The 21,469-nt window shown below is 51.0% G+C and carries 20 protein-coding genes and 1 other RNA gene; 7 read left to right on the top strand and 14 right to left on the bottom strand.

Annotated elements, in window-relative coordinates:
• Positions 1-20 precede the first annotated feature (20 nt).
• The gene (locus H8S02_RS11890; RefSeq protein ID WP_186970693.1) at positions 21-602 is read left to right on the top strand and encodes a recombinase family protein; all 582 of its coding nucleotides are present in this window, start codon (positions 21-23) and stop codon (positions 600-602) included.
• Positions 603-666: 64 nt separating this feature from the next.
• Here H8S02_RS11890 and H8S02_RS11885 read toward each other — a convergent pair whose 3' ends face one another.
• From H8S02_RS11885 to H8S02_RS11845, 9 genes are all read right to left on the bottom strand, one after another.
• Positions 667-807 carry a hypothetical protein gene (locus H8S02_RS11885; protein WP_186970692.1) on the bottom strand — a complete coding sequence of 47 codons (141 nt, stop codon included), beginning with the start codon at positions 805-807 and terminating at the stop codon, positions 667-669.
• A 212-nt stretch (positions 808-1,019) separates the two neighbouring features.
• On the bottom strand, positions 1,020-2,396 hold the full coding sequence (locus H8S02_RS11880) for an MFS transporter (RefSeq protein WP_186970691.1): 1,377 nt from the start codon (positions 2,394-2,396) through the stop codon (positions 1,020-1,022).
• 1 nt (position 2,397) lies between these two features.
• Positions 2,398-4,188: an alpha/beta hydrolase-fold protein gene (locus H8S02_RS11875; protein ID WP_186970690.1), complete on the bottom strand. Its 1,791-nt coding sequence runs from the start codon at positions 4,186-4,188 to the stop codon at positions 2,398-2,400.
• Between the two features lie 268 nt (positions 4,189-4,456).
• Positions 4,457-6,928 (bottom strand): GH39 family glycosyl hydrolase, encoded by a 2,472-nt coding sequence (locus tag H8S02_RS11870; protein WP_186970689.1) that lies wholly within the window; start codon positions 6,926-6,928, stop codon positions 4,457-4,459.
• A 141-nt stretch (positions 6,929-7,069) separates the two neighbouring features.
• The gene (locus H8S02_RS12850; RefSeq protein WP_158576977.1) at positions 7,070-7,189 is read right to left on the bottom strand and encodes an S-layer homology domain-containing protein; all 120 of its coding nucleotides are present in this window, start codon (positions 7,187-7,189) and stop codon (positions 7,070-7,072) included.
• Positions 7,162-7,869 carry an S-layer homology domain-containing protein gene (locus tag H8S02_RS11860; RefSeq protein ID WP_186970688.1) on the bottom strand — a complete coding sequence of 236 codons (708 nt, stop codon included), beginning with the start codon at positions 7,867-7,869 and terminating at the stop codon, positions 7,162-7,164. Before H8S02_RS11860 ends, H8S02_RS12850 begins: the two co-directional genes overlap by 28 nt.
• Positions 7,808-8,314: a hypothetical protein gene (locus H8S02_RS11855; RefSeq protein ID WP_186970687.1), complete on the bottom strand. Its 507-nt coding sequence runs from the start codon at positions 8,312-8,314 to the stop codon at positions 7,808-7,810. The genes H8S02_RS11860 and H8S02_RS11855 overlap by 62 nt, the downstream gene beginning before the upstream one ends.
• 69 nt (positions 8,315-8,383) lie before the next feature.
• Complete coding sequence (locus tag H8S02_RS11850) at positions 8,384-8,554, bottom strand: hypothetical protein (protein WP_158576980.1); 171 nt, start codon at positions 8,552-8,554, stop codon at positions 8,384-8,386.
• 497 nt (positions 8,555-9,051) lie between these two features.
• On the bottom strand, positions 9,052-10,698 hold the full coding sequence (locus tag H8S02_RS11845; RefSeq protein ID WP_186970686.1) for a hypothetical protein: 1,647 nt from the start codon (positions 10,696-10,698) through the stop codon (positions 9,052-9,054).
• 205 nt (positions 10,699-10,903) lie between these two features.
• Here H8S02_RS11845 and H8S02_RS11840 point away from each other — a divergent pair, with 205 nt between their 5' ends.
• The gene (locus tag H8S02_RS11840; protein ID WP_186970685.1) at positions 10,904-12,577 is read left to right on the top strand and encodes a hypothetical protein; all 1,674 of its coding nucleotides are present in this window, start codon (positions 10,904-10,906) and stop codon (positions 12,575-12,577) included.
• A gap of 149 nt (positions 12,578-12,726) precedes the next feature.
• Here the strand turns inward: H8S02_RS11840 and H8S02_RS11835 are convergent, their stop codons facing one another.
• Positions 12,727-14,565: a hypothetical protein gene (locus H8S02_RS11835; RefSeq protein ID WP_186970684.1), complete on the bottom strand. Its 1,839-nt coding sequence runs from the start codon at positions 14,563-14,565 to the stop codon at positions 12,727-12,729.
• Positions 14,566-14,783: 218 nt separating this feature from the next.
• Between H8S02_RS11835 and H8S02_RS11830 the strand changes: the two genes are divergently transcribed.
• The 5 genes from H8S02_RS11830 (at position 14,784) to H8S02_RS11810 (ending at position 17,797) form a co-directional block, all read left to right on the top strand.
• Positions 14,784-15,041 (top strand): hypothetical protein, encoded by a 258-nt coding sequence (locus H8S02_RS11830; protein WP_186970683.1) that lies wholly within the window; start codon positions 14,784-14,786, stop codon positions 15,039-15,041.
• A gap of 3 nt (positions 15,042-15,044) precedes the next feature.
• Positions 15,045-15,404, top strand: a complete 360-nt coding sequence (locus H8S02_RS11825; protein ID WP_186970682.1) for a hypothetical protein — start codon at positions 15,045-15,047, stop codon at positions 15,402-15,404.
• Entirely contained in the window at positions 15,397-16,998 is a 1,602-nt protein-coding gene (locus H8S02_RS11820) for a hypothetical protein (RefSeq protein ID WP_186970681.1), read from the top strand. The genes H8S02_RS11825 and H8S02_RS11820 overlap by 8 nt, the downstream gene beginning before the upstream one ends.
• Before the next feature lie 84 nt (positions 16,999-17,082).
• Positions 17,083-17,313 carry a hypothetical protein gene (locus H8S02_RS11815; protein ID WP_186970680.1) on the top strand — a complete coding sequence of 77 codons (231 nt, stop codon included), beginning with the start codon at positions 17,083-17,085 and terminating at the stop codon, positions 17,311-17,313.
• A 127-nt stretch (positions 17,314-17,440) separates the two neighbouring features.
• A complete protein-coding gene (locus tag H8S02_RS11810; protein WP_186970679.1) occupies positions 17,441-17,797 on the top strand; it encodes a helix-turn-helix transcriptional regulator in 357 nt (118 codons plus the stop codon).
• A 55-nt stretch (positions 17,798-17,852) separates the two neighbouring features.
• Here H8S02_RS11810 and H8S02_RS11805 read toward each other — a convergent pair whose 3' ends face one another.
• From H8S02_RS11805 to smpB, 4 genes are all read right to left on the bottom strand, one after another.
• Entirely contained in the window at positions 17,853-18,923 is a 1,071-nt protein-coding gene (locus H8S02_RS11805) for a HipA domain-containing protein (RefSeq protein WP_186970678.1), read from the bottom strand.
• A gap of 23 nt (positions 18,924-18,946) precedes the next feature.
• Positions 18,947-20,341, bottom strand: a complete 1,395-nt coding sequence (locus H8S02_RS11800; RefSeq protein WP_186970677.1) for a tyrosine-type recombinase/integrase — start codon at positions 20,339-20,341, stop codon at positions 18,947-18,949.
• A 155-nt stretch (positions 20,342-20,496) separates the two neighbouring features.
• Positions 20,497-20,851: a transfer-messenger RNA gene (ssrA, locus tag H8S02_RS11795) on the bottom strand.
• Positions 20,852-20,867: 16 nt separating this feature from the next.
• Entirely contained in the window at positions 20,868-21,338 is a 471-nt protein-coding gene (smpB, locus tag H8S02_RS11790; protein ID WP_118686166.1) for an SsrA-binding protein SmpB, read from the bottom strand.
• Positions 21,339-21,469 lie beyond the last annotated feature (131 nt).

Here is a 21,469-nt window from a genome sequence, read left to right as displayed (position 1 = left end):
ATGGAGAAGGGGGAAAAGAAATGAAAATTGGCTATATTCGTGTCAGCACCGAGGAGCAGAACACCGCTCGACAGGAGGTGTTGCTGCAGGAACTCGGCGTTGACGAAGTATTCATCGACAAGGCCAGCGGCAAGAACGCCGACCGCCCGGAACTGACTCGCATGATGAACTACGTCCGGCGCGGTGATACCGTGATTGTCGAGTCGATCAGTCGTTTCGCAAGAAATACGCGCGACCTGCTCGACCTTGTGGAGCGGCTGACCGAAAAGCAGGTGGAATTTGTAAGCCGCAAGGAGGCCATCGACACGACCACGCCAACCGGCAAGTTCATGCTCACCGTATTCGCGGCTATTGCAGAACTGGAGCGCGAGTACATCTTGCAGCGTCAGCGCGAAGGCATCGCAATTGCTAAGGCAGAGGGCAAGTACACCGGCTGTAAACCAATACCTCTGCCGGACAACTTCGAGCGGGTGGTCGCTCGCTGGCGTGCAGGAGAAATCACTGCCACGGAGGCCATGCGGCAGACTGGAATGAAACCTAATACTTTCTATCGTAGGTGTTCTAAAGCTTCTCCTACTCCTAAATGTACGAAATCCATATGATGTATTCCGTACAACAGGAATACCGGAAAACACAAATACTCGATAAAATCTCTTAACCGTTTCGTCAAACAAGATAAAAACAGCTAGGTCTCCCATGGTTGAGAAACCCAGCGTAGCGGTACAGCATGGTAACCAGCTGCTCGTGGGTAATGTTGACAGTCGGGTTGATGCCGTCAGACACGCCGTTCGCCTTCGCCCAATCCATGCCAGTGTCCGATACCACGGCGTGCTATTCGCGGTGTCCTCGCCTGCGTAGCGTGCGAGAACGGTCATCAGCATGCCTCGGGTAGTTGACGTGCTCGGCGCGAACTTGTTATCGTTGTCAGCGTTGCAGGTGCATAAAGCAGAACTGCCCGGTCATTGGTATGACCGGGCAGTGTCTTTGAGGGGATGAAAAGGTGAAAGATGTATTTTAGATCAGTTCACAGAAGCCTTGCTGCGCTTGCGCTCCTCCAACTCCTTCTGAATCTGCGGGAACTGCTTGTCCAGCTTGAACAGCCATGCCAGAACAATGAGGATCAGATAAATCGCGATCGGCGCAACGATGAAGATAATACGGATGCAGCTTACAGCGCTTGCGGTCTGCACTTCTGCCATGCCGTTGTAGCCGCACATTGTGAGCAGGCCACCGAATGCCGCAGTGCCCAGACCGCTGCCAATCTTCTGACCAACGCCGTTTGCCGTAACATTGATCGCCTGCGTGCGTACGCCGGTTTTCCACTCGCCGTACTCGACCGTATCAGCGAGCATGCCGTAGATAACGCTGCTGAATGCGCCGAAGCCGATACCGCGCAGACCCATCGAAATGATGAACGGGACGCCGGATGCATAAACGAGCGAGATCAGCGAGCCAAGCAGCATGGATACGCCGCTCAGAATAGCGAGCGTGCGCTTGGAAGCGCCCTTGTCCAACGCGATCGGGACAAGAAGCATCACAACGAGTGCGGGAAAATGATGGTACATGATAATGTTGCCGACAAGCTTAGCGTCATTCAGAATATACTTGGCATAGTATACGCCGACCGTCAGTGTGGTCACCTGGTGCAGAACGCAGCAGAACTGCATTGCAAGAACAGAGAACCAGTACTTGTTGTGCATCAGCGCTTTCAGGCCGACAAGAAGAGGAACATCTTCGCCGTTCTCGCCGCCGCCGGTTACGGTCTCGCGAGTGGTCATGTAAACGATAGCAAAGACGATCGCGGCGATGGTGCCGAGAATGGCCGCCAGCTTGATCCATGCGCGCTGACCGCCGCCCAACGCGTCAATAATGTTCATGAACTTCAGTGAAAGAACGGTCTGCGTTGCTGCTGCAATGAAAAGACGCACTGCATAACAGGAGGAGCGGCTGTTGCGGTCGTTAGTCATGTAAGTCGGCAGAGCGCTCATTGCGGCGTTTGCCATGGTGTAGACAACGCTCTGAATGACGTTATAGGAAACGAAAATGTAAATCAGCTTGCCCCACTCGCCACAGTCCGGGACTGTGAACATAGCGATATAGGAGATGCCGAGGGGAATGGCGATGCGCAGAATCCACGGACGGGCAGAGCCGCTCTTTGCGTGGGTATGCTCGACGATATTTCCGGCGATGATATCACTGAAACCGTCGAAAATACGGCTGATCAGAATGATCGTACCGACGGCGGCGGCGTTGACGCCGATGACATCGGTGTAGAAAAATACAAGAAACGAGCAGAAGATGGTATACATCGGGTTGCAGGCGATTTCGGTAATGCCGTAAGAAACCTTTTCACCGAATGAAACCACACGATTGCTGTCGGTGCTTACGCTTTTCATGTTAGCTGTCCTCCTTGTCATGATAAACAATACTGCTGTCTACGCGCGAAAAACGGGAGAAAAACTCGTCCCAGATGCGGCGGGACATCTCTATCGTGGTTGCGTGCGGCATATCCTGTACACGGGTGAAGCCGACGAGCGGCATGTCGTCTTTTCGATAAATCAGATCATCCCAGCGCATTTCATAGGTGTGCCAGCCGACTGTCCAGTCCTGCACGTGAGCCGGCTCGATATGGTTCAGCCTGCGCCATGCTTCGAGGGTATAGGCTGTGCGGTTGCCGTCTGCCGGACGGTCCGGAACGAGAAAGGCTTCCTCGCTGCCGCCGAACATCCAGACGGGGAGCAAGGTGTCCTTTCGTGCTGCGACCTCAGGCAGGGACAGAGGCTCCTGTTCCAGATCGCTGAACAGAATGCCCGAGCAAGGCGCAATCGCCGCAAAATATTCCGGCATAGCCAGGCCGAGCATCTGCACCATAAGAGAACCGAGAGAATGTCCAGTGACAAAAATGCGGCTGCGGTCGATCGGATAATCGTCTGCGGTTCGCTCGATCAGATACCGGAAAAACGGGTATTCCTCAGGCTGCGTGTCCTTGTGGAAGATGTTCCAGGCAGGCAGGGGCAGATTATCACTGCTGCAGTAGGCATTTTCTACACACATCTGACCATAGCCTGCGGTCGGGTAAACAACCACAAAGCCGTTTTCGTCAGCGATACGGTTCCAGCCGGAGTTTTCCATGTAAATGGCGCCGTTGCAGGTATAGCCATGGCAGGCAAAGACCAGCGGAACCGGGACTTCGGGATGCTGACGGACTGCCTCCGGCACATATACATACCATTCGCGCAGCCAGCCATCTACCTTTTCCATGTGATATTCCACATGACGGTTGCAAAGCGGATCGTCATACATGCGCAGATTTCCGCCGGGGTCACCCATCCAGCGGCGGTGACGGCTGAGAAAACCGTTCCAGATGCGGTGCAGCATGGCGTCTCCGGCCGCTTCCGAACAGCCGGAAAGTGTACTCGACCAGACTTCATATGCTGCAATATCGTTGTTTTGTGGATGCTCCAGCGGTGTAAGACGACGATAGGCAATCGTGTCTTGTGTCAGCTGTGTGCTGTAATCTGAACGGATGCTGTACTTCCAGTACTGCACAGCTGTCTTGTCCTGTGTTCGATCTGCGATTACCCATGCCGGGAGCGGAATATCGCTTTTCAGAAAGCCGCAGCGATGTTCGGTATCTTCGAAGCCATCCAGATTGAGACAGTCATCCGCAGCCGCCGCCTGCGCATAAGTCGGGGAAACCGCAGAGTCGATCGTACATACGCCGGCATAGATCGCCGGGTTCCACATGGCAGCCATCTGCGCAATCGTTGCCCCTTCTCCGCAGCCATATAGGTACAGCCCGGACTCATGAATATTAAACCAGTGACGGTCGCTCAGCTCACGGAAAACCGCTTCGACATAGGCAACGTCTCCACTGGTGCAGCCATACGGCTCGTCTGTGTGCCATTCGCCTGCGAGCGGTTCGAGAAAGAACAGAACCGGCTTACTGCGTTCAGGTTCAGCTTCCGCAAGCCATTTCCAGTTCGTTTTCTCAAGCACATCATCTGCCGTCCAGCCGGACGGAGGCAGGATGAAAATGCCTGCCGCGGCTTCGCGGCAGCGGCGCGGAATATGCACGAGAAATCGGCGCTTTCTGCCCGCTGTTTCCACCCACCGCTCAAACGTACCCTGCTTTGCCACCTGAAGCGGATGTGCAGGATCGAATGAGAGATTTACATTCTGATACATGTTACCACCTTTTTTTGTTTCAACTTCCAACTGTCTGCAAACATTGTTGATGGTTATTATTATAAGGATTTTAAAGGAGAACAAAACAAAGATTATGTCATAAAATACATAATTTCATTTCTGCATTTGCAGGAAGTACGAAAAAACAAAAAGAATAGGATAGAAAATGACGATTTATAAAACAGAATATAAATAAAATATCTGCAACAGAATAGTTTTCAAAGAAACACATCCCGTTGCAGATGTCAATTCGAGATAGGACAGCGGCCTATCCGTTATTCAGTTCGATAATAAATAACTGCACTTCATGAGGCTGTAATCTGCTCTGCAGGACAAATTCACCCTTCTCATCCGGGCAAAGCAGAGTGGAACGATAGCCGGGTTCGGACGCGCGGTGCAGCTGCTCCACATCTGCGACAGAAAGATCGTTCGGTGCGCCCCAGCGCAGCCACTGATCAAACGAGGAGCCATGTTCTCTGTCGATGATAAACTGCTGCATGCGGTGAGGCTGCGGTACAAGGCTGTTTAGCTGTATACGGACATCCATTACGTTGCTGGTCCGGAATACGCGGTATGCCTCTTCCGGATATTCCAGCTTTCGATAGCGATGACGGTACAGACTGTCATAGTCGCAATAGTGAAACAGCAAAATTTGCAGCTGCCTTGCACTTCGGGTCACGAGATACCAGTCGCCACTGTATAAGACCTGATCGCCTGTACTGTGCAGCAAGTTCAGAGCCTGCCATCCTGCCTTTGGGATTCCATTGAAGGTGAACAGCCCGTATCCACCGTGGAAAAGGCGGTTGAAGGGACCGCGTTCCTCGATGAAATCCGTCAGAAGCCAGTATCCGAATGCTTCCACAGAGTCGTAATTCTCTGCGATGCTGTGGCACAGCCATGCGGCCTTGTAGCAGGTATCACCGGACAGGTCGCGCTGCCATATGGTCGAGTTGCATTCCTCCAGCCAGATAGGAGTGTGCTCACGGTCGACAGCGCGCATCAGCTGACACAGCCGAGTGCACAGGTTGCGCGTGAAGTGACGGTCGCCGCTCAGCGTTGTTGGCAAGAAATCCTGTGAAATGGAAGTGTTCATGAATTCTATGTCATCTTCCACATTCTGATGCGGATAATCCTGCGTTGTGATAAAATCCGGAAAGCAGCCGTGGTCTTCGGCAAAGCGAAAGAAATCCGGCAGAATATCCGCCGCCCAGACGATGCTTGCAAAACCGCCGGGACCGCCGAACTGAAGAAGGGGATCGACCGATTTCACCGCCTGCCAGGTTGACTGATAATGTGTGTAGAATTCGTCGAAGGTTACTTCGGTGAACACCGGCACATGGATGCCCATCGTTGTGAATTTCCATGTCCGCACGGTATCAAGGCCGTAGCGCGTGATCCAGTGCTGAATACTGCCGGAGACGAGCTGCTGCCATTTCTCCTGCTGCGCCGCAACGGAATAGTTGCTGCTGCGGCTGAGAACAAAAATATCGTATTTTTTTAAGGCTGACGGCATAAGGCCAAGCTCGATATACAGTTTGAAGCCCTGCGAAATCAGAAAGTCGGTCAGCAGATCGGCATACAGAAAATTGAGTACCGGCTGTCCTTCTCTGTTTTCCTGATAAATCTGTATGTTGTCATCGAAAATACCGTGAAAACGAATATACTCAAAGCCAATCTCCTGCTGTGCGCGCATGATCTGCTGCTGTACCGAAGCGAGCAGTCCCTCGCGGGCGTATCCGAAATTTAAGAGCTTCTGCCAGATTGGGCGTATGGGTCTGCCCTCAGCGGACGCGTTGATCTGGAGGGGATACAGCGTTTTCTCTGTGGCAGAGATGCGGTCATCGTCCAGCGGAAGATACTTGAACAGTGCGGCAAAATCACCGGCTTCGGTTTGCATGTTGGGGAGCAGGACATCCGGCTGCTGATTTTTACGCTGCTCTTCCAGATCCTTTGCATACTGCTTCGGCGTAACGCCAAACTGCTGCTTGAACTTGCGGATAAAAGCGGACGAGTTAGGAAAGCCTGCCTGCAGAGCCACATCCGTGACGGAACAGTGGTCCTCGCGAAGCATCGTAAGCGCGTGGTGAATACGAATGCTGCCGATATAGTCGGTGATCGTCATATGGATGTGTCTGCTGAAAAATCGGGACAGGTAATTCGGACTGACATGGACCTGCTCTGCCAGCTCGGGCACGGAAATATCCTCGTTCCAGCGGCTGTGGATAAGCTTCAATACCTGCGTGATACGATCCATCGAGGTGCTGGGCAGATGTTCTCCAGCGTCACTTTTTTCAGCGTGGAAATTCTGCTCCAGAAACTGAAAAAACTGCATGACAGCAGCGTTTAGTACCTGCTTTGGCGCTCGGTTGAAGTACAGCGAGACGATCTTGGCAAACAGACGGCGCAGCTCATCGCAGATTGTCTGCGGTGAGGCCTGCGCATCGACCGCCAGACAATCCCATGCGCTGTTCGTAAAGCCGGACAGCCGGATATAATCCTGCGGAATGTACACCATCAGCGCCTTACTATCTGCAAAGCAGGAAATTTGACACAGTTCGAGCGGATGGATGAGACAAAAGCCAGCCGGTGACAGCGTGTGCGTCTGACCGTGCAGAAGGGCGCTGACCGTTCCGCGCATGACGAAAACGAAGCGCACGCCGCTGCTCCACAGCAGATACGGCTGATCTTCGTGCAGTATGCTGAGTGTTATCTCATGGTTGTCATTAAAGTCCAGCGTCACGTCATTCACATCCTCTTATCATCTGGTATGTTAAGAGTATTATAGCCTTATTTGCACTGAAAGACAATATATCTCACAGGCGCTTTCCGTTAAGCAGTGAAAACAGCACAGCCGAAGCTGTGCTGTTTGTCTGTATAGGCTTTACTTACCCATCTCGCAGAAGCGCATAAGAATTGCAGCAACCTCAGCGCGGGTTGCGTTATTCTTCGGGTTGAGCTTGCCATTGGAGCCGTTTACGATGCCATTCTCGACAGCCCCCACTGCATCGCGCTGACAGCATAGCTGCTGACGGTGCTTGCGTCCGTGAAGCTGTCCAATGAACCGTTTGCGGCCGGAGAACCAGCGTAGCGATACAGCATGGTGACAAGCTGCTCGCGGGTAATGTTGATGGTCGGGTTGGTGCCGTCGGAAACGCCATTCGCCTTGGCCCAATCCATGCCAGCCTGGTACCACGGAATGCTGTTCGTGGTGTCATGACTAGCATAACGCGCCAGTACAGTCATCAGCATACCACGAGTGGTCGAGCTACTCGGCGAGAACTTGTTATCGCCGGTGCCACTCATCAGGCCCTTATCGGGGACGTACTGAATTGCGTCGTTGTACCATGCGGAAGACGCAACGTCAACGTAGCCGGTAGTGGACGGCTTCTCATCAGCAACCTTGGTAAAAGTTGGGGGAACCGTTACCTTGCTGTCCGGCATGGTGAAGGTGTACTTGCCGTTGCCCTTGCTGTCGGTTACGGTCAGCTTGCCGAGTTCGTAACCAGCGTCCGGAGTTACCGTGATGGCTACCGTGTCACCCTTCTTCGCGGTAGACTTATCCGCCGAGACCGAACCATTATCCGACTTACCGGATGTAGAAACCGCATTCGCAGACGAGCTACCCGCGGACGAACCGCCGCCAGAGGACGAACGTGCGGAGACCGTCAACAAAATTGCCAACACCATCGGTCCAGTAACCTCTGGAGTTGATCTTGAACTCATCTGCATGTCCGCCCTTAAAGTTGATACTTCCGATGCAGGAACTTGCATTGTCGCCAACGAAGCCGAACGAGCCATTTCCCACCGTCAGTGAACCGCTTTCAACGACAAGTTTCTCGAGACGGCCGTCAGTGCCACTGTCCTTGACGGTCAAATTGCCTTTATCGCCGTCTGCCTTGCCTACCGTGACCGTTACCGAGTCCTCGCTAACGCTGCTCATATCGCACCCGTTTAGGTCAAGGATATACGGTCCGCCAGTGACATAGATGGTGTGACCGTTCGTGACATCTTTCATCAGCGTGACGGTACCGTCTTGGTTTTCGTCAGTGAAGGCGTCATCAATGGCCTTATAATAGCGTGTTTGGCCATCGGCCTCGACCTTGACAACAGCATCTTCTTCGGTCACTTCACCGTCCCCAGACGCTGCATCACCTGCTTCAAGGTCAAAAGACGCATGATCACTGGATTCGGTGTCCTATTCTTCAACGTTATTGTCGATGTCTCCATCTCCCTCGGTATCATTACCGATAGAGGTTTCAATTCTTTCGCCGTCTAACGTGTCCGGCTCCTCTGCCAGCGCCGATGTCGGCAGCAGGGTCAGACAGAACGCCAGCACAAGAAACAGACTTGTAATGCGTTTCCTCATGTGTTTCCTTCTTTACATAATGGTCAGATTTTTCCACACCTGCCTGACCATAGCGGGCAAAGCCTACAGTTTTGTAGAAAGGTATCATACCGTGGGTACCACGGTATGAGGGGTGCACCCCTCGCCATAAGCCTTTCGATATTTTTCTGCATAAACTACCAAGATAAGTATAACAACCTTTTCGGTATGTGTAAATCATCCCAAAGTATGAGAGTGCCAGTTTCTTGCAGTCGTTTACGCACCCTTTCAAGCTACATATAGCAATTCAAAGGGGCACCTATACTTAGCCGGAAAAGTGTATGCAGGCGGACTAAAAAGTACTCGATACGCATACGACTTCTCCCGCAACTGATTGTGAGAAAGGCACTCACCAGACTATCAAACCTCATAAAACAGCAGTAAGGGCATGCGTGTGCATGCCCTTTGTTTGTTCTCTTCTATCCTATTCGGAGTGACACAGAAATTCACTTCATTAATTGTATTGCTGTTTTATTACGCTATTTATTCTTTACTTTTGGAAGCATGAACTGCAAAACAGCCATATCCCACAATTTCGTTCGCGCCTTATCAAGAATACAATCCTGCCAGACATTTTCAAGTATCAATGTCTTTAACTCTCCACTGTATTTCCTCATCCGTCGTTCTCGAATACCCTCATCTCGAGCAGCTTGTATCGGGAAAAATCCATCCCATATGCATATATCGTTGGGAATTTCCCAGTCTTTGAAATACCTTATCCTATATTGGACGAATTTTATTCTTTCCTCTCTGGTTGTTTCCGGATTGATCCACAACTTCTGATATTCGTCTACACGTGTTTTTTTCATTTCTTTCGCAATCAAATCCTTATATTGATCTGAGTATAGAGATTTATACTTTGATACTGTCTCTGCTTCTACAAAGAACACATTATCATATGCCAAATTACACGTGCTTTCCGGCAACGAGGTATACAACAGATCGGATAAGTACATTCCTAATTCAAGCGGTGGGAAAACGCGTATATATTCTCTTAATTTAGGTTGCTTCTTCATAGCTGACACCAATGTTTCCCAACATTTACGACTAGAACATATCTTATCTTTCATCCATCCGTTCCAGATCATATGCAGCGCATCCATGCAAGGTATTTCAGGCAAAATTGCTTCAAATAGATGGTAGATTTCTCCTGTTAGATATATTTCCTCTATCAGTCTATTGGCCTTATCACTCGCTTTTGACCGTTTGGCTTTATCGACGATTGTATACATGACAAACAGAGCTTTTTCTTCGCTCATGATCAGTTTCTCTGCACATTTATCGATATTGCGAATCGTCCATTGAGGATATATACTATTAAATTTTTCAAGAATTATTTTTGCACTTTCTTGACTAATCGACGCAAATTTTTTCTGTTCATCCGATAGCTCATACCACTCTATCGCCTTCTTACGCAACCTATCGAATTCGCTCGCTTGCTCATTAATCTCATTGAAAATCCTGCAATGCGCTTCAGATATTTCCGTTCGAAAATGCTTACCACCTGTCTTTATCCAAAAATACCAATCCCAACTTGCAAGGAAATCATTGTTAATTGCTTTCTGAAGCCATTCGCTCTCCGCTTTAGTTAGTCCCTCTGTTGGAGGCGTTAGTTTTTTTAATTGCTCCCTTGTTAATTTCCTCTCCTTAGCAATTCTTGTATATTGCTCAAAACACTTCCGTATATTAGATGACATTTCCGAATGTTGTTTCACAAATACGGCCTCTGCATACTGTAGCGGAGAGTCATAATCTGTTGCACTTTTTCGATAGAACCTTCCATTCGTTACTCTGTCTTCAAAAGAAGCATTCATATCTATTAATGTATCAAATTCCTGCGTAAAAATAAGTCCCCTGTCCAGCAAAACCATGCGCAGCTCATCCTCGCCAAATCGAGTCCTCTGCAGAATAAATCCAGCTTTGGAGAACAACTTCTTCGATATACTCCAGTCCGTGCCGCCAGGTGCGCACTTTACCGCAAATGTCTGCCGCCATCTTTCTACCTCCAAGGCATCCGCTTGTGAGCCTTTCAAAGGCAAACCCGACTTGACAGTTCGTGCCAATAGTCTGGCTCCGTCCGGTTCCTGTTTTGCCTTCCCTTTTTGATTTTGCATAGCTTTTTCCATGACATCAATCTTCCTATTCCTTCATTTTTTGGAACCATTTATTCATATCAGTGTGTAAAATCCAGAAAGTTCAACCAATCCGACAACTTATTATCCACAAAACGCAACTTTCTCATCGTCATTCACATCTGTAGTCGAACACGGTTCGGTCTGCTATATTTCTATCATCAGCCGAACACAATCGCAATGTGAAAGGAGTTTTATTATGAAAAGAACCGCAAAATCAATATCCCCCGCAAATTTCCTCGCAAAATCCGTCGTCGCCGGACAGACCAACACGGTTGTTCACCTCGGGAGTATTGACTTGGCCAAGCACTCTATGCGCCAGCTGATTCAGCGTCTCACCGTCGATGAGCATCTGCAGTGGGCAGACGAATGCACAACCGTTCCGTACGGCATCACTGTTCCCGGGTTCGCTTGCTGGGCTGACACCCTAGGAACAATTGTCAATGGCTACACTTATCGACATCGCTTGCTGTGCCTATGCCGTCCTAGCGACTGCCGCCTGTACGCCATTCCGATGTCCATGGTAGAACGCAAGTTCATACTACCGGACATCGAGCTAGCAGATGGCGAGCTAGAGGCTTACAAGTACATCGCCGACCGTATCTCGCCCAAGCCAGACGAAATCACTATCAAGGTAACCCATCCGTCCAAGGCGGCAATCAAGGCCAACCGTGACAACTGGAAGAATGAGTCCCTCGATCTGGACGGTTTCAGTGACACGCTGAAGGCGAACGCCGAGTGGCTCTATCCGATCCTTATCGCTGCGCTCGATACGCAGCTCCGCAGCTTTGACGGCTGTGACGACATTCCCGTCTTCTGCTACAATTTTACACTCAAAAAGGTAAGCCTGCAAGCAGATTCCAATTTCATCCGTGTGCTGACGGCAATGAATTTCACCGTGCAGGACGGCTCGTGCAGTGTTGCTCCTCGTGAAATCATTATCCAAGACAGCGGAGATCTCAAAAACTGGAGTGGCTGTCATGACCGTCTTATTATACTTCGCACTGTGAAGGGCAGCGGTCTCACACCAATCTTTGATAAGCTCGATACATATGACCGCTCCCGTGCGTACAAGGGTGTTCTTCCTCCCCGGCTTTCGACGGTTCCGATCATCCGCAGTAAGACGTTCTTCGATCGTCCCGATACGTTGGACTACGAGCTGCCGGATGTCATCCCTTCGCTGACCACCGCCCAGCTGAGCGGGCTCCGTACTGCGTTCTCGCGTGCGCTGACCAGAAAAAATGCCACTAACGCAAGCACACGCTGGCACGAGCGTATGTGCAGTCCATACAGTTTTCTTCGCAATCCGTTCGAAGAATGGCGCAACGCCCTTCTCGATGTTTTCCTTGATTCCATATTTCCGAATCAAAGTCAAGCCAAGGAAGCTGCGGAAACCGACTTTCAAACCGCACAAAAACGGCAGAAAGAAGCAGAAGAGGAACGCCAGAAAATTCTCCAGAATGCGCTTGATCTGGTAACCGATCAGAGCCGTTACGAGGATGAGATCATCGACACGCCTACAACACCCGATGAAGGCAGGAAGCTGCTGAACATCGAGCAAAGTGCTGTTGCTTTCCGATATGTTCGTAAACACAAAAACGGTGACGGCAACCACTACATTGTTTTCACAGATTTCTCTCTTCTCCGCTTGCTGAAACGCGTTGATCTGACCGAAGAATTGTATGGTCCGTTTAAGGAACACGCACTCAAGACAGGAGTTATGGTCATGAAATCTGCCTGTGCAAGACTTCACAGCCAGTCACTCAGCGGCCACTACTGGATCCGCTACGCAGATGATCCATCTGACCTCAGCCATGCTTCTCTGATGCAGGAGATGAGCAAGGCGGTAAAGACCGTCAGCGACAACAATTAAACGAAATAGGACCAAACAGGGCCGTCGGATTGCTCATGTATATCCGGCGGTTTTGTCTGTTAAAATACACTGTTTTTTCTTCTTCCTTTGCTAAATATCTGGGGTATCTGGGATTTTCACCCAGATACCCCAGATATTTATTATAGTCCTTATTCTTTTTCCTTCGCAGAAGTGGATTTTGCTTCCGCTAGAGAGGCTTCCTTTTGCTTCGCCGCTATCTGTCTCTTAATCCGTTGTACGTCCGCGTCGATGTCCTTTATTTCTTTCTCCAGCTCGATTTGGCATTGCCGTATCGCACAATGGCGCAACATCGCAACAGCGTAGTGTCCGATGACATCAAAGGATCGCGCAAGCAGAAATTGATAGATGGCCACCCACGCATCCGGCATGTGCTCCGCATAATACCGCAGCAGTTCATACCGCTTCTCCTTCTCTGGATAGTATTTTTGAGCGCGTTCTTCCATGCACTCTTTGCTGTTTGGTGCATGGGTAATGTGCTCTTTTACAAAGTCATATGCCACCTGTACGGTCAATGGGCCTTCCAGCGCTTTCTGCAGCTGTCTTGGCATATCTTCAGCACGCTTGATGACATCGTCAACCTCATCCATCTGTCCGCAGAGCGCTTCCATTTCCCAATATTGCGTTTCCATCGTTTTATTAAATCGGATTATGAAATCGTTCGCTATGTTGTTTTGAACCCGTCCTGACATTGCATCCGGCAGTGTATCTTCCACAACATTGTAAATTATCCTGACTGTCTCAAAATACCGTTCAAAAATACGATCTGCTTCTTTCATCCTATTTGACCTTGCATCTACTCCAAAGAAGTCACAGGCTGTCCCCTGTTTGATCAATCCCTTATCATCTATCAGCTTACTGAAAAGAATATCATGCCAGTATCGGACCTTCATCGTGGAGGTATCATACCAGATCTTTGCCGACAGCATCCGACGAACGAAATCAATGACCTCCGCCAGTTCCCTTCCGTGCTCTGCGAAACGGGCTTCGATTACTTCACGTGTATACTTCTTAGGCCACTCGATATAGGAACTTATCTTATTACGCAGGAGCTGACCATCATTCATCCCTAAATCATAGAACGCAATCAAATCCTGGGCCAAATTCACCGTTCGGCACCGCGGCACAACAAATTCTTCCTGCACAGCTTCGAGGAACCCTGTCGGCGAATCGGCAATACGGGACAGCGGTATCGAAACAGTCCGCAGATGCATTGCTAGAAATTCTGCTATGTCTGCACAGAGCAATCTGCTCTTTTTGTGCAAAATCTTGTATTTATTGATTGGCTCATCCCATTCCGGCAGCTCCAGATGCGGATTGACGAGCTTGCTTTTAGCCGGACTTTTCCGATATACGTTAAGTTGAATGATGTCACTGCTGAGCACCGCCGGTAAAATCGGATAAACGGCGTAGTCTGACAGCACCAGATCTGCCAAACGGCATTTGCCTATTTTCTTTGGAATTTTGAAGATCTTAGAAACGCCTTTCCTGAAAAACTGCGTGTAGTTATTCAGAACAACTTCCAGTCTGTCCGTAAACTCAGTTTTTTCGGCAGAACATATTTCATTTTCTTCGACAGGACATATTGTTATATTTTGTTGGGTTCGTCTCAAGCTAAACTTCTGCCGTTTATAGAGATATCGCCGCAGCCAAAGCGTTTCCTCTTCATAGTACATTAGACTGTCCAGCCACTTCAGCTCTCGTTTCTCCGTCTTCCCCTCTTTGTCAGAGTCGCGCACACACAGCAACAGAACAAGGGCAACCTGTAGCTGTCCCAGTTCTTCGTCTGAAATTTCTTTGTTCCGTGTTTCCTCCATAATTTTAAGCAATGTCAAAATTGCGTCTTTATATGAGAAAAATCTGTGTTTTTTAACATACTCCTTTGCGTGATTTATGATTTGTTTTTTCCATATATCCACATCATTTTCGTCGATTTTTCGAACGATTTCAAGCATATTGATATCTTCCATATATCTACTTCCCCCAGTTAAAGCAACCTTATATTTGCAATATCCAGATTATATGTCAAATTTATCGCAAAAGTGCTTTGTTAATCCGCAGTATCTACAGATGACAGCCGTCTAAAATCATGATAATCTATCATTGTTGAAAAAGCAATACTTACTTTATAAAGTAATTTCATTACTTTTTCGCACACAAACCGGTTTGCCGACGTTGGGGACGCCAAATGTCAAAAATCCAAATTACGAAGGAGGCACGGCTCATGGAGATCCGTCGTCCGGAGCACCCGCTCGTCTATATGAAGAGCGTCAAGCCCCGCGGCCGCAAACATGGCCGCAAGCGCAGCAGGCGCGCTCCCGAGGCTGCGCCGCAGCTGACGGTCAACGTTCTGCTGCTCCCACCCCGTCATCAGCCCTCCGCCCCGGTTCTGACCGAGGCAGACGGCGCCACCATTATCGACATTACCCATTCTGAGGAGGATTAACCCATGGCAAACCACATCAACCGTTCTAAAAACCCCGAAGCAACCGTTAAGACCACCATTCAGTCCCGTGACACGGAGCCGATTCAGGTCTGCGTCATGCGCATTCCGGTTCCCGGCTCGTCCGGCGAAGGCGAACCGATGATCGCAGAGCGTCATACGCTCTCCGACGAGGAAATTGCTGGCTTTAAGCATCTGCACGATCAGATTGCCTCTTTGGAGACGCAGATGTACGACCCGGGAACCGGCTGCGTTTACGAGAACCGTGAGGAGTTCCCCATTGGCGCAGATCCGTTTTATGATCTCGCCGTCCATCTTTCCCGTATCTTTTCGGAAAGCATCGAGGAGGGCTGCGATTATGAGTAAGAACAACGCTCCCTCTGTATACGCTGAAATCAGCAGGATCTATCACGATCCTGCTGCCAACTCCCTCGTACCGCCGCTCGCGAAGATTGATTTCCTGTTCGATAACGGCAGCATGGCGACGGCATTTCTGCCGCCCGACCAGCTGACGACATCCGGGCTGAAGAAAGCTGTCCCCCGTCTGCGCGGTCTGCCCGATATCCGTCCGCTTGTCCGCGAGCTGAACACGCAGTTTGCTGATATCATGGATGGCACTGTTTCCAATTTTGAAACTTTCTCTGGTCTGCTGCTGCCCCGTACGGGGCTGCAGCGTCTGCCGGACGGTCATTCCTTGTATGTGCTGGGCGATCAGCTAATCGGACCGATTACTACGCCGGTCCTTCCACGTCCGCCGGTAAGCTATCACATGATGCTGTCTCCCATCCAGCATCCGCTCGCGGCGCTGTTCTCCGAGCTGGTTTACTGCTCTTCTGCTGTGGTGGTGCCGATCATCTTTCTGTTCACTACGCTCCTGCGTTCCTGGATCAATGAGATCACGCCGTCCTGGCAGGCAGTACTGGCTATCACCGGCGGTCAGGGTCTGGGCAAGACTACTCTTGCGCGTAAGATTACCGACTGGATTTGCGACTCGCAGAATAAACCTGCCCTGCTGTACAGCGCCGGCAGCACACCGGCTGCTATTCACGACACCATGGTCACCGCACGTGATCTGCCTCTTGTGATAGATGACCTGTGCCTGTCGGCGAGCCCCAAGCTCCAGCAGAAATATCGTGATTTAGGTGCACAGTTCGTTCGCGAGGGCACCAATGCGTCCGGTATCTCTAAAAAAGCTGGCAATCAGACTATGTCATTCTCCTGCAACGCCGGAATTATTCTGACCGCCGAGTTTGCTCTCGAGAACCCTTCGGACATTACGCGATGCATTTTTATCCCCCTCACACAGCCGCCTGTTGTGGCGTCTTCTCTGACGCCGGAGCTGATCGGCGCTGCCTGCCGTCGTTTTATCGAATGGTTCCTACAGCATGAGTCCGAGGCGGCTGAGAATTTCCGGAAAATCAATTCTGAGGAGAAGCCGGACGACATGCATCCTCGCGTATTCCACAACTTTCTCATTCTGCGTACTGTGTTCTCTCTGGCACTTCGCGCAGCCCGTGAAGACGGACTGTCTGCTTCGTCGGCCGAGCCGATTACAGCACGGTATGAGACCGGGATTGAGCAATCACAGCAGTACCAGAAAAAGCTGCTCGATGACCTCGACCGCAGCAAGAAAAAGGGCAATCTTGCCTTTGTTCTTCTGGAATGTTATGGTGATCCCAAAGTATTTAACCTGACGAAGAACATAAAAAAACTGGACAAGCGAGACGGAATAGAGTGGAAAAACGATCTGTGTCTGCGGCCTGCCGCGCTGGAACGTGCGATCCGCTTACAGGATGGATACCAGAACTATACTCTTTCCAAAATCGCGCGCGAGCTGAAGGATATGGGCGCGCTCGTTATTCAGGAGGAAGGCACATTGCAGGTACGCCTCAAGAAGGATACGCCGCGCGTGTATCGCATTCGGTTTGATGCTCTTGAGGAATACGAAGAACGCTTCTGATTACAGAGATCTGCGGTCTATATATTATAAAAGTGAGAGCTGTATCCTTACGTTAAAAATACTTGCTGAAGGAGAGGAACTAACATGTCTAATCCTGCAATTACATTAGTACCGCCGCGCCGCTACTACGACACGGCAACCATCGCTGAGACTCACCGCCGCCTGCTCGCAGAGGGGCGCAACATTTCGGAGAATGCACTGCACGGTCTGGTCGACTCTACGAAATGCCTGTGGCGTGTCATCGAGAAGTATTTCGGTGAGAAACCGCAGAAAAAATGCCGTAAATGCTGCCGCTGCAAGTCGAAAACCGACTAAGGCGCACACCGGCGTATATATTATAACCGCAGAGGAGCACTCTGCACCCACTACCCCGCAGGTAAATCGGCTGGACCGGTTTCATCAAAATCTATACCATTTTAATATCCATTAGGAGGAAATTATCATGAACATGTTTGCGCATCTGAAGTCGAAGCCCGAAATGCTTTCCGCCAACGACCTGCTGGAGATCTTCCCGATCTCTCGCAGCGGCATCTACGACCTGCTCCGTGAGCCCGGCTTTCCCTGCATCCATCTCGGCCGCCGCATCATCGTTCCGCGCGACGCGATGATCGACTGGCTCGAGAACCGTCTGCAGGAGGAGCTGAACAGCGCCGCGAAGAGCAGAGAGTCTAACGAAGTATCTGTCATGCCGGAGGCTGCGTCCGAAGCAGACACCGACCTGCCGGAGACCCAGGTCCGCGAGGACGGCGTTTACATCAAGGTTCTCCCCCGCGACATGAAGAAGTCGCAGGCGATCTGAGCATATATAAACGACAGCGAGGGTACACACCGCCATGGTATGTACCCTCGTTTTTTTACTCAAAAATCGCCCGTCGCTGCCGTTCCACGACATCCGACAGTGCTTCAAGCCGCCCTTTCGGCAGCTCAATCGTTGGATGCGCTGCAAAGCGGAACCCATCCAGATTTTTCAGCTCCTGCCGGATTTCATCCGTCAGCATGCCCTTTGCCGTCTTGATAAAGTCCACGCCGATGCGCGGACGGCACTTACTGATATACCACTCCGGCTTCGCCAGTTGATCTTCATCGAGGTCAAACAGCAGGCTGCGATTATGATCGAACATCGGAGCAGGAGTCTTGACTTCCATCGTCTGATTGTCGAACAGGAAACCGAAATTGCCGAGGTGGCGATCAGTGTTCAAAATCAGTGCATCGAGCACGAACATGCGCCGAAGCACATCCTCCGCTCCGAATTTCTCATAGAATTTCATCAATCCCGATACACTATTCGGGCGGTCGGGAAAATCACTGATTTTTGCAAGACCGTGCGCCTCATCCGTGAACAGACGGCACTTGGAGATCAGTTTTTGATGATAGAACCCCAGATCGTAATGCACAGCCTGTGGACAAATCAGCTCCGCAAGCTGACACGCAAGGAGCTCGGACAGCGGCTCAATCTCATAGGTATCGCTGCCGCTCTTGTACAGATAAATACCGTCATCCTCGCGCACCCAGCATTTCGCATAGTAGCCGTCCGTGCCGAACTCCGGCGAGGTAGAGGACAGCGCTTCTTCGCTGATTACGCCGCTGAATGCCGCCTGCGCGATGAGCGCATCGAACTCGTTCCGGTAAAGCGAAACCTCATCCCAGCAGAGTGTCTCTGACTCACCTCTCACCCAGAAGGTATCGTTGAGCGACAGCGCATGCGTCACACGCAGAAAGCCCTCCAGACCGACACAGCCGTACTGCTCGAGAAGCTGCTCCATATGTTTGCGGCGTTTGGGCGCTCTGCGCTTTTCAAGCCATGCCGTGAGCGATTGCAGGCCGATTGGCCGCATGTCGGTATACCACTCACGAAGAACGGCACTCTCTTCGCCAAATTCGTCCTGCACGCAGGAGAACAGCGCATACGGCACATCCTTATTCATCAAGATATACTCTGTCGCGTTCCTCACCTCTGCACCTTCTCAAACACCCGTTTCGCCACGCTCTCGCACTCCTCGAGCGTGCACCGGAACGAGCGGGTGCCGAAGGACGCGCGGAACGTCTCGTAAAGTATGCTGCCGAGCGCTGCCGCGTCCGTATGCGGCTCGAGCCGCCCTCCGATCGACTGGATTTCCTCCGTATATTCGTTGCAGTCCCCGAACTTCATCGGATTCCACACGCGGATTTCATCAATAAGTGCCTTCGCAAGCTGTAAAAGATATTCCTTGCCTGCCTTGCGGCGCGCCTCATCCGCGATTGCGGCCACGCCTTCGACCGCCTGCGTGTGCGTCTGGTCGAGCAGGTGCGTGTAGATCTTCTGCGTGGTGGCCGGTGTGGAATGTCCGAGCGCCTTGCCGATATTATACGCCGGAATGCCCGCCTGATTGGACAGCGACGCGAATGTATGCCGCAGCTCATGCAGTACGATCTTCGGCAGATCGTTATCCGCAAGGAACTTGCCGAACAGCTCAGACAGATAATTCGGCCGGAACGGCCTGCCGTCCTCCATCACGACCACATAATCGTTATCGTCATAGGCATTCTTATATTCTGCCCTGCACGCCTGCTGATGCTCCCTCGCCGCCTTCAGCATATCGCACAGCGTATCCGGCAGATAAAGCGTGCGTGTCGAGGACGCCGTTTTCGTGCCCTTCTCAATTTCCTTTTTACCCGCCTGCGTGCGCGTATTCTCAATCGTGATGGTCTGGTGTTCAAGGTCAACATCGCTCCACCGCAGTCCGCACAGCTCACCGCGGCGCAGTCCGAGATACGCGCAGATAAACACCGGCAGCTCGAGCCGCGTTCCGACAGCCTTGTCGAGCAGAATGCCAAGCTGTTCGGGCGTGTAGAACTTCGCCTCGCGTTGACGCTTTTTCGGCGGCGACACCGCACGCATCGGATTTTTCGTGATGTACTCCTGCCGCTCCGCCGCGTTCAGCGTGTTCGTCAGCAGATTATGATGCTTGATGACCGTATTCGGCGACAGCTCCTTCTCGCTCATCAGCCAGGTGTAATACTGCTGAATATCGCGTGCCGTCAGCTTTTGCAGCCGGATTTCGCCAAGCTGCGGCTTGAGGTAATTCTCGATCATGCCGCGGTAGCCGTATGCGGTCGTCTCCTCGATCTGCGGCAGGATGATGTCCTTGTACCAGTAGTCAAGCCACTGCGCGAATGTGTACTCGCTCGGCATAATCTGCGTTCCTTTGTCCATCTTGACCTTGTGCTCATTGAATGCACGGGTCGCGTCGCGTTTTGTGTCAAACGTCCGGTACTTGCGGACACGATTTCCCTCGCGGTCAATGCCGTAGTCAAAGCACACGCGGTACTTGTCGCCGCGCTGCGTAATGCTGCCGTATGCCATGCTCCTCACCTCTGTGGCTTAACGATACCACGGAATTTTGCGGCTGTCAATGGCTACAAATGGCTACAACGCAAAATCGCATTCTCAGAAAAGTTATAATTTATCATGGATAAACACAAAACCGACGGTCTAAACCGTCGGTTTTGTGTTAGTTTTGGTGGAGCCGAGGGGAGTTGAACCCCTGTCCGAAAGCGCATCCACAAGGACTTCTCCGGGCGCAGTTTGTCGATTAAAATTCCCGCCGCGGTACGCCGGCAAACAGGCTTACCGTTTTGGTAGAGTCATGTTACATGACGGAGGCAACTCTTACCCCGTACACGTTCACCACTAATCGACGCCGGGTCTCTGGGCCGTGGTCCTCCCTGAGCCGACGGGCTAAGCCTTAATTAGGCAGCCTGAAGAGTATAATTGTTGTTGTTTAATTTATAAACAGTTGGAGCTTTTATCGCAGATCCCCGCTGCGGCCCGCTATCCCGGCTTCAACGCCCCCGTCGAACCCGTTACGGCCCCATATTCATGGGTAAGATTAACGATTACGCTCTTTCATCGCGCGGTCGATCTCGCGTTTTGCATCGCGTGCCGCGATGCTGTCGCGCTTGTCGTGCAGCTTTTTGCCCTTGCACAGACCGATCTCCAGCTTTACACGAGAGCTTTTGAAGTAGACCGCAAGCGGAATGACCGAGTAGCCGTCCTGCTTGGTCTTGCTGAACAGCTGAATGATCTCCTTCTTGTGCATGAGCAGCTTTCGCACGCGAAGCGGGTCCTTGTTGAAGATATTGCCCTTTTCGTAAGGAGAAATGTGCATGCCGCGCACAAAGATCTCGCCGTCCTTAAAGGTGCAGTAGCTGTCCTTCAGGTTGATGTGTCCCTGACGGATGGACTTTACCTCGGTGCCTGCAAGCTCAATGCCTGCCTCGTATTTTTCCTCGACAAAGTAGTCATGCCATGCTTTTTTGTTCGCAGCGACCTGCTTTGTGCCTTTTTTATCAACAGCCATGGCAAAACCTCCCTCGTATAATAAGTTAAAAGTAAATAGTTTCAGGTATCAGCAGGCTTTGAGGTGCCCGTGATACAATAGCTGTAGGACAGCAGGGTCAAGTTCTTGGACCTCCAGTTGAGCCGCAAGGC

Source organism: Agathobaculum hominis (genome assembly GCF_014288055.1).
GTDB classification, from domain to species: Bacteria; Bacillota; Clostridia; order Oscillospirales; family Butyricicoccaceae; genus Agathobaculum; species Agathobaculum hominis.
This window is presented reverse-complemented; position numbering and strand designations above follow the sequence as displayed.

Bases quoted from the DNA above. Each gene is read 5' to 3' on its own strand.
- H8S02_RS11835 (WP_186970684.1), bottom strand. From the start codon at position 14,565: ATGGAAGATATCAATATGCTTGAAATCGTTCGAAAAATCGACGAAAAT.
- H8S02_RS11800 (WP_186970677.1), bottom strand. From the start codon at position 20,341: ATGGCATACGGCAGCATTACGCAGCGCGGCGACAAGTACCGCGTGTGC.
- H8S02_RS11820 (WP_186970681.1), top strand. From the start codon at position 15,397: ATGAGTAAGAACAACGCTCCCTCTGTATACGCTGAAATCAGCAGGATC.
- H8S02_RS11885 (WP_186970692.1), bottom strand. From the start codon at position 807: ATGGATTGGGCGAAGGCGAACGGCGTGTCTGACGGCATCAACCCGACT.
- H8S02_RS11890 (WP_186970693.1), top strand. From the start codon at position 21: ATGAAAATTGGCTATATTCGTGTCAGCACCGAGGAGCAGAACACCGCT.
- H8S02_RS11805 (WP_186970678.1), bottom strand. From the start codon at position 18,923: ATGAATAAGGATGTGCCGTATGCGCTGTTCTCCTGCGTGCAGGACGAA.
- H8S02_RS11830 (WP_186970683.1), top strand. From the start codon at position 14,784: ATGTCAAAAATCCAAATTACGAAGGAGGCACGGCTCATGGAGATCCGT.
- smpB (WP_118686166.1), bottom strand. From the start codon at position 21,338: ATGGCTGTTGATAAAAAAGGCACAAAGCAGGTCGCTGCGAACAAAAAA.
- H8S02_RS11840 (WP_186970685.1), top strand. From the start codon at position 10,904: ATGAAAAGAACCGCAAAATCAATATCCCCCGCAAATTTCCTCGCAAAA.
- H8S02_RS11810 (WP_186970679.1), top strand. From the start codon at position 17,441: ATGAACATGTTTGCGCATCTGAAGTCGAAGCCCGAAATGCTTTCCGCC.
- H8S02_RS11815 (WP_186970680.1), top strand. From the start codon at position 17,083: ATGTCTAATCCTGCAATTACATTAGTACCGCCGCGCCGCTACTACGAC.
- H8S02_RS11880 (WP_186970691.1), bottom strand. From the start codon at position 2,396: ATGAAAAGCGTAAGCACCGACAGCAATCGTGTGGTTTCATTCGGTGAA.
- H8S02_RS11875 (WP_186970690.1), bottom strand. From the start codon at position 4,188: ATGTATCAGAATGTAAATCTCTCATTCGATCCTGCACATCCGCTTCAG.
- H8S02_RS11845 (WP_186970686.1), bottom strand. From the start codon at position 10,698: ATGGAAAAAGCTATGCAAAATCAAAAAGGGAAGGCAAAACAGGAACCG.
- H8S02_RS11825 (WP_186970682.1), top strand. From the start codon at position 15,045: ATGGCAAACCACATCAACCGTTCTAAAAACCCCGAAGCAACCGTTAAG.
- H8S02_RS11850 (WP_158576980.1), bottom strand. From the start codon at position 8,554: ATGAGGAAACGCATTACAAGTCTGTTTCTTGTGCTGGCGTTCTGTCTG.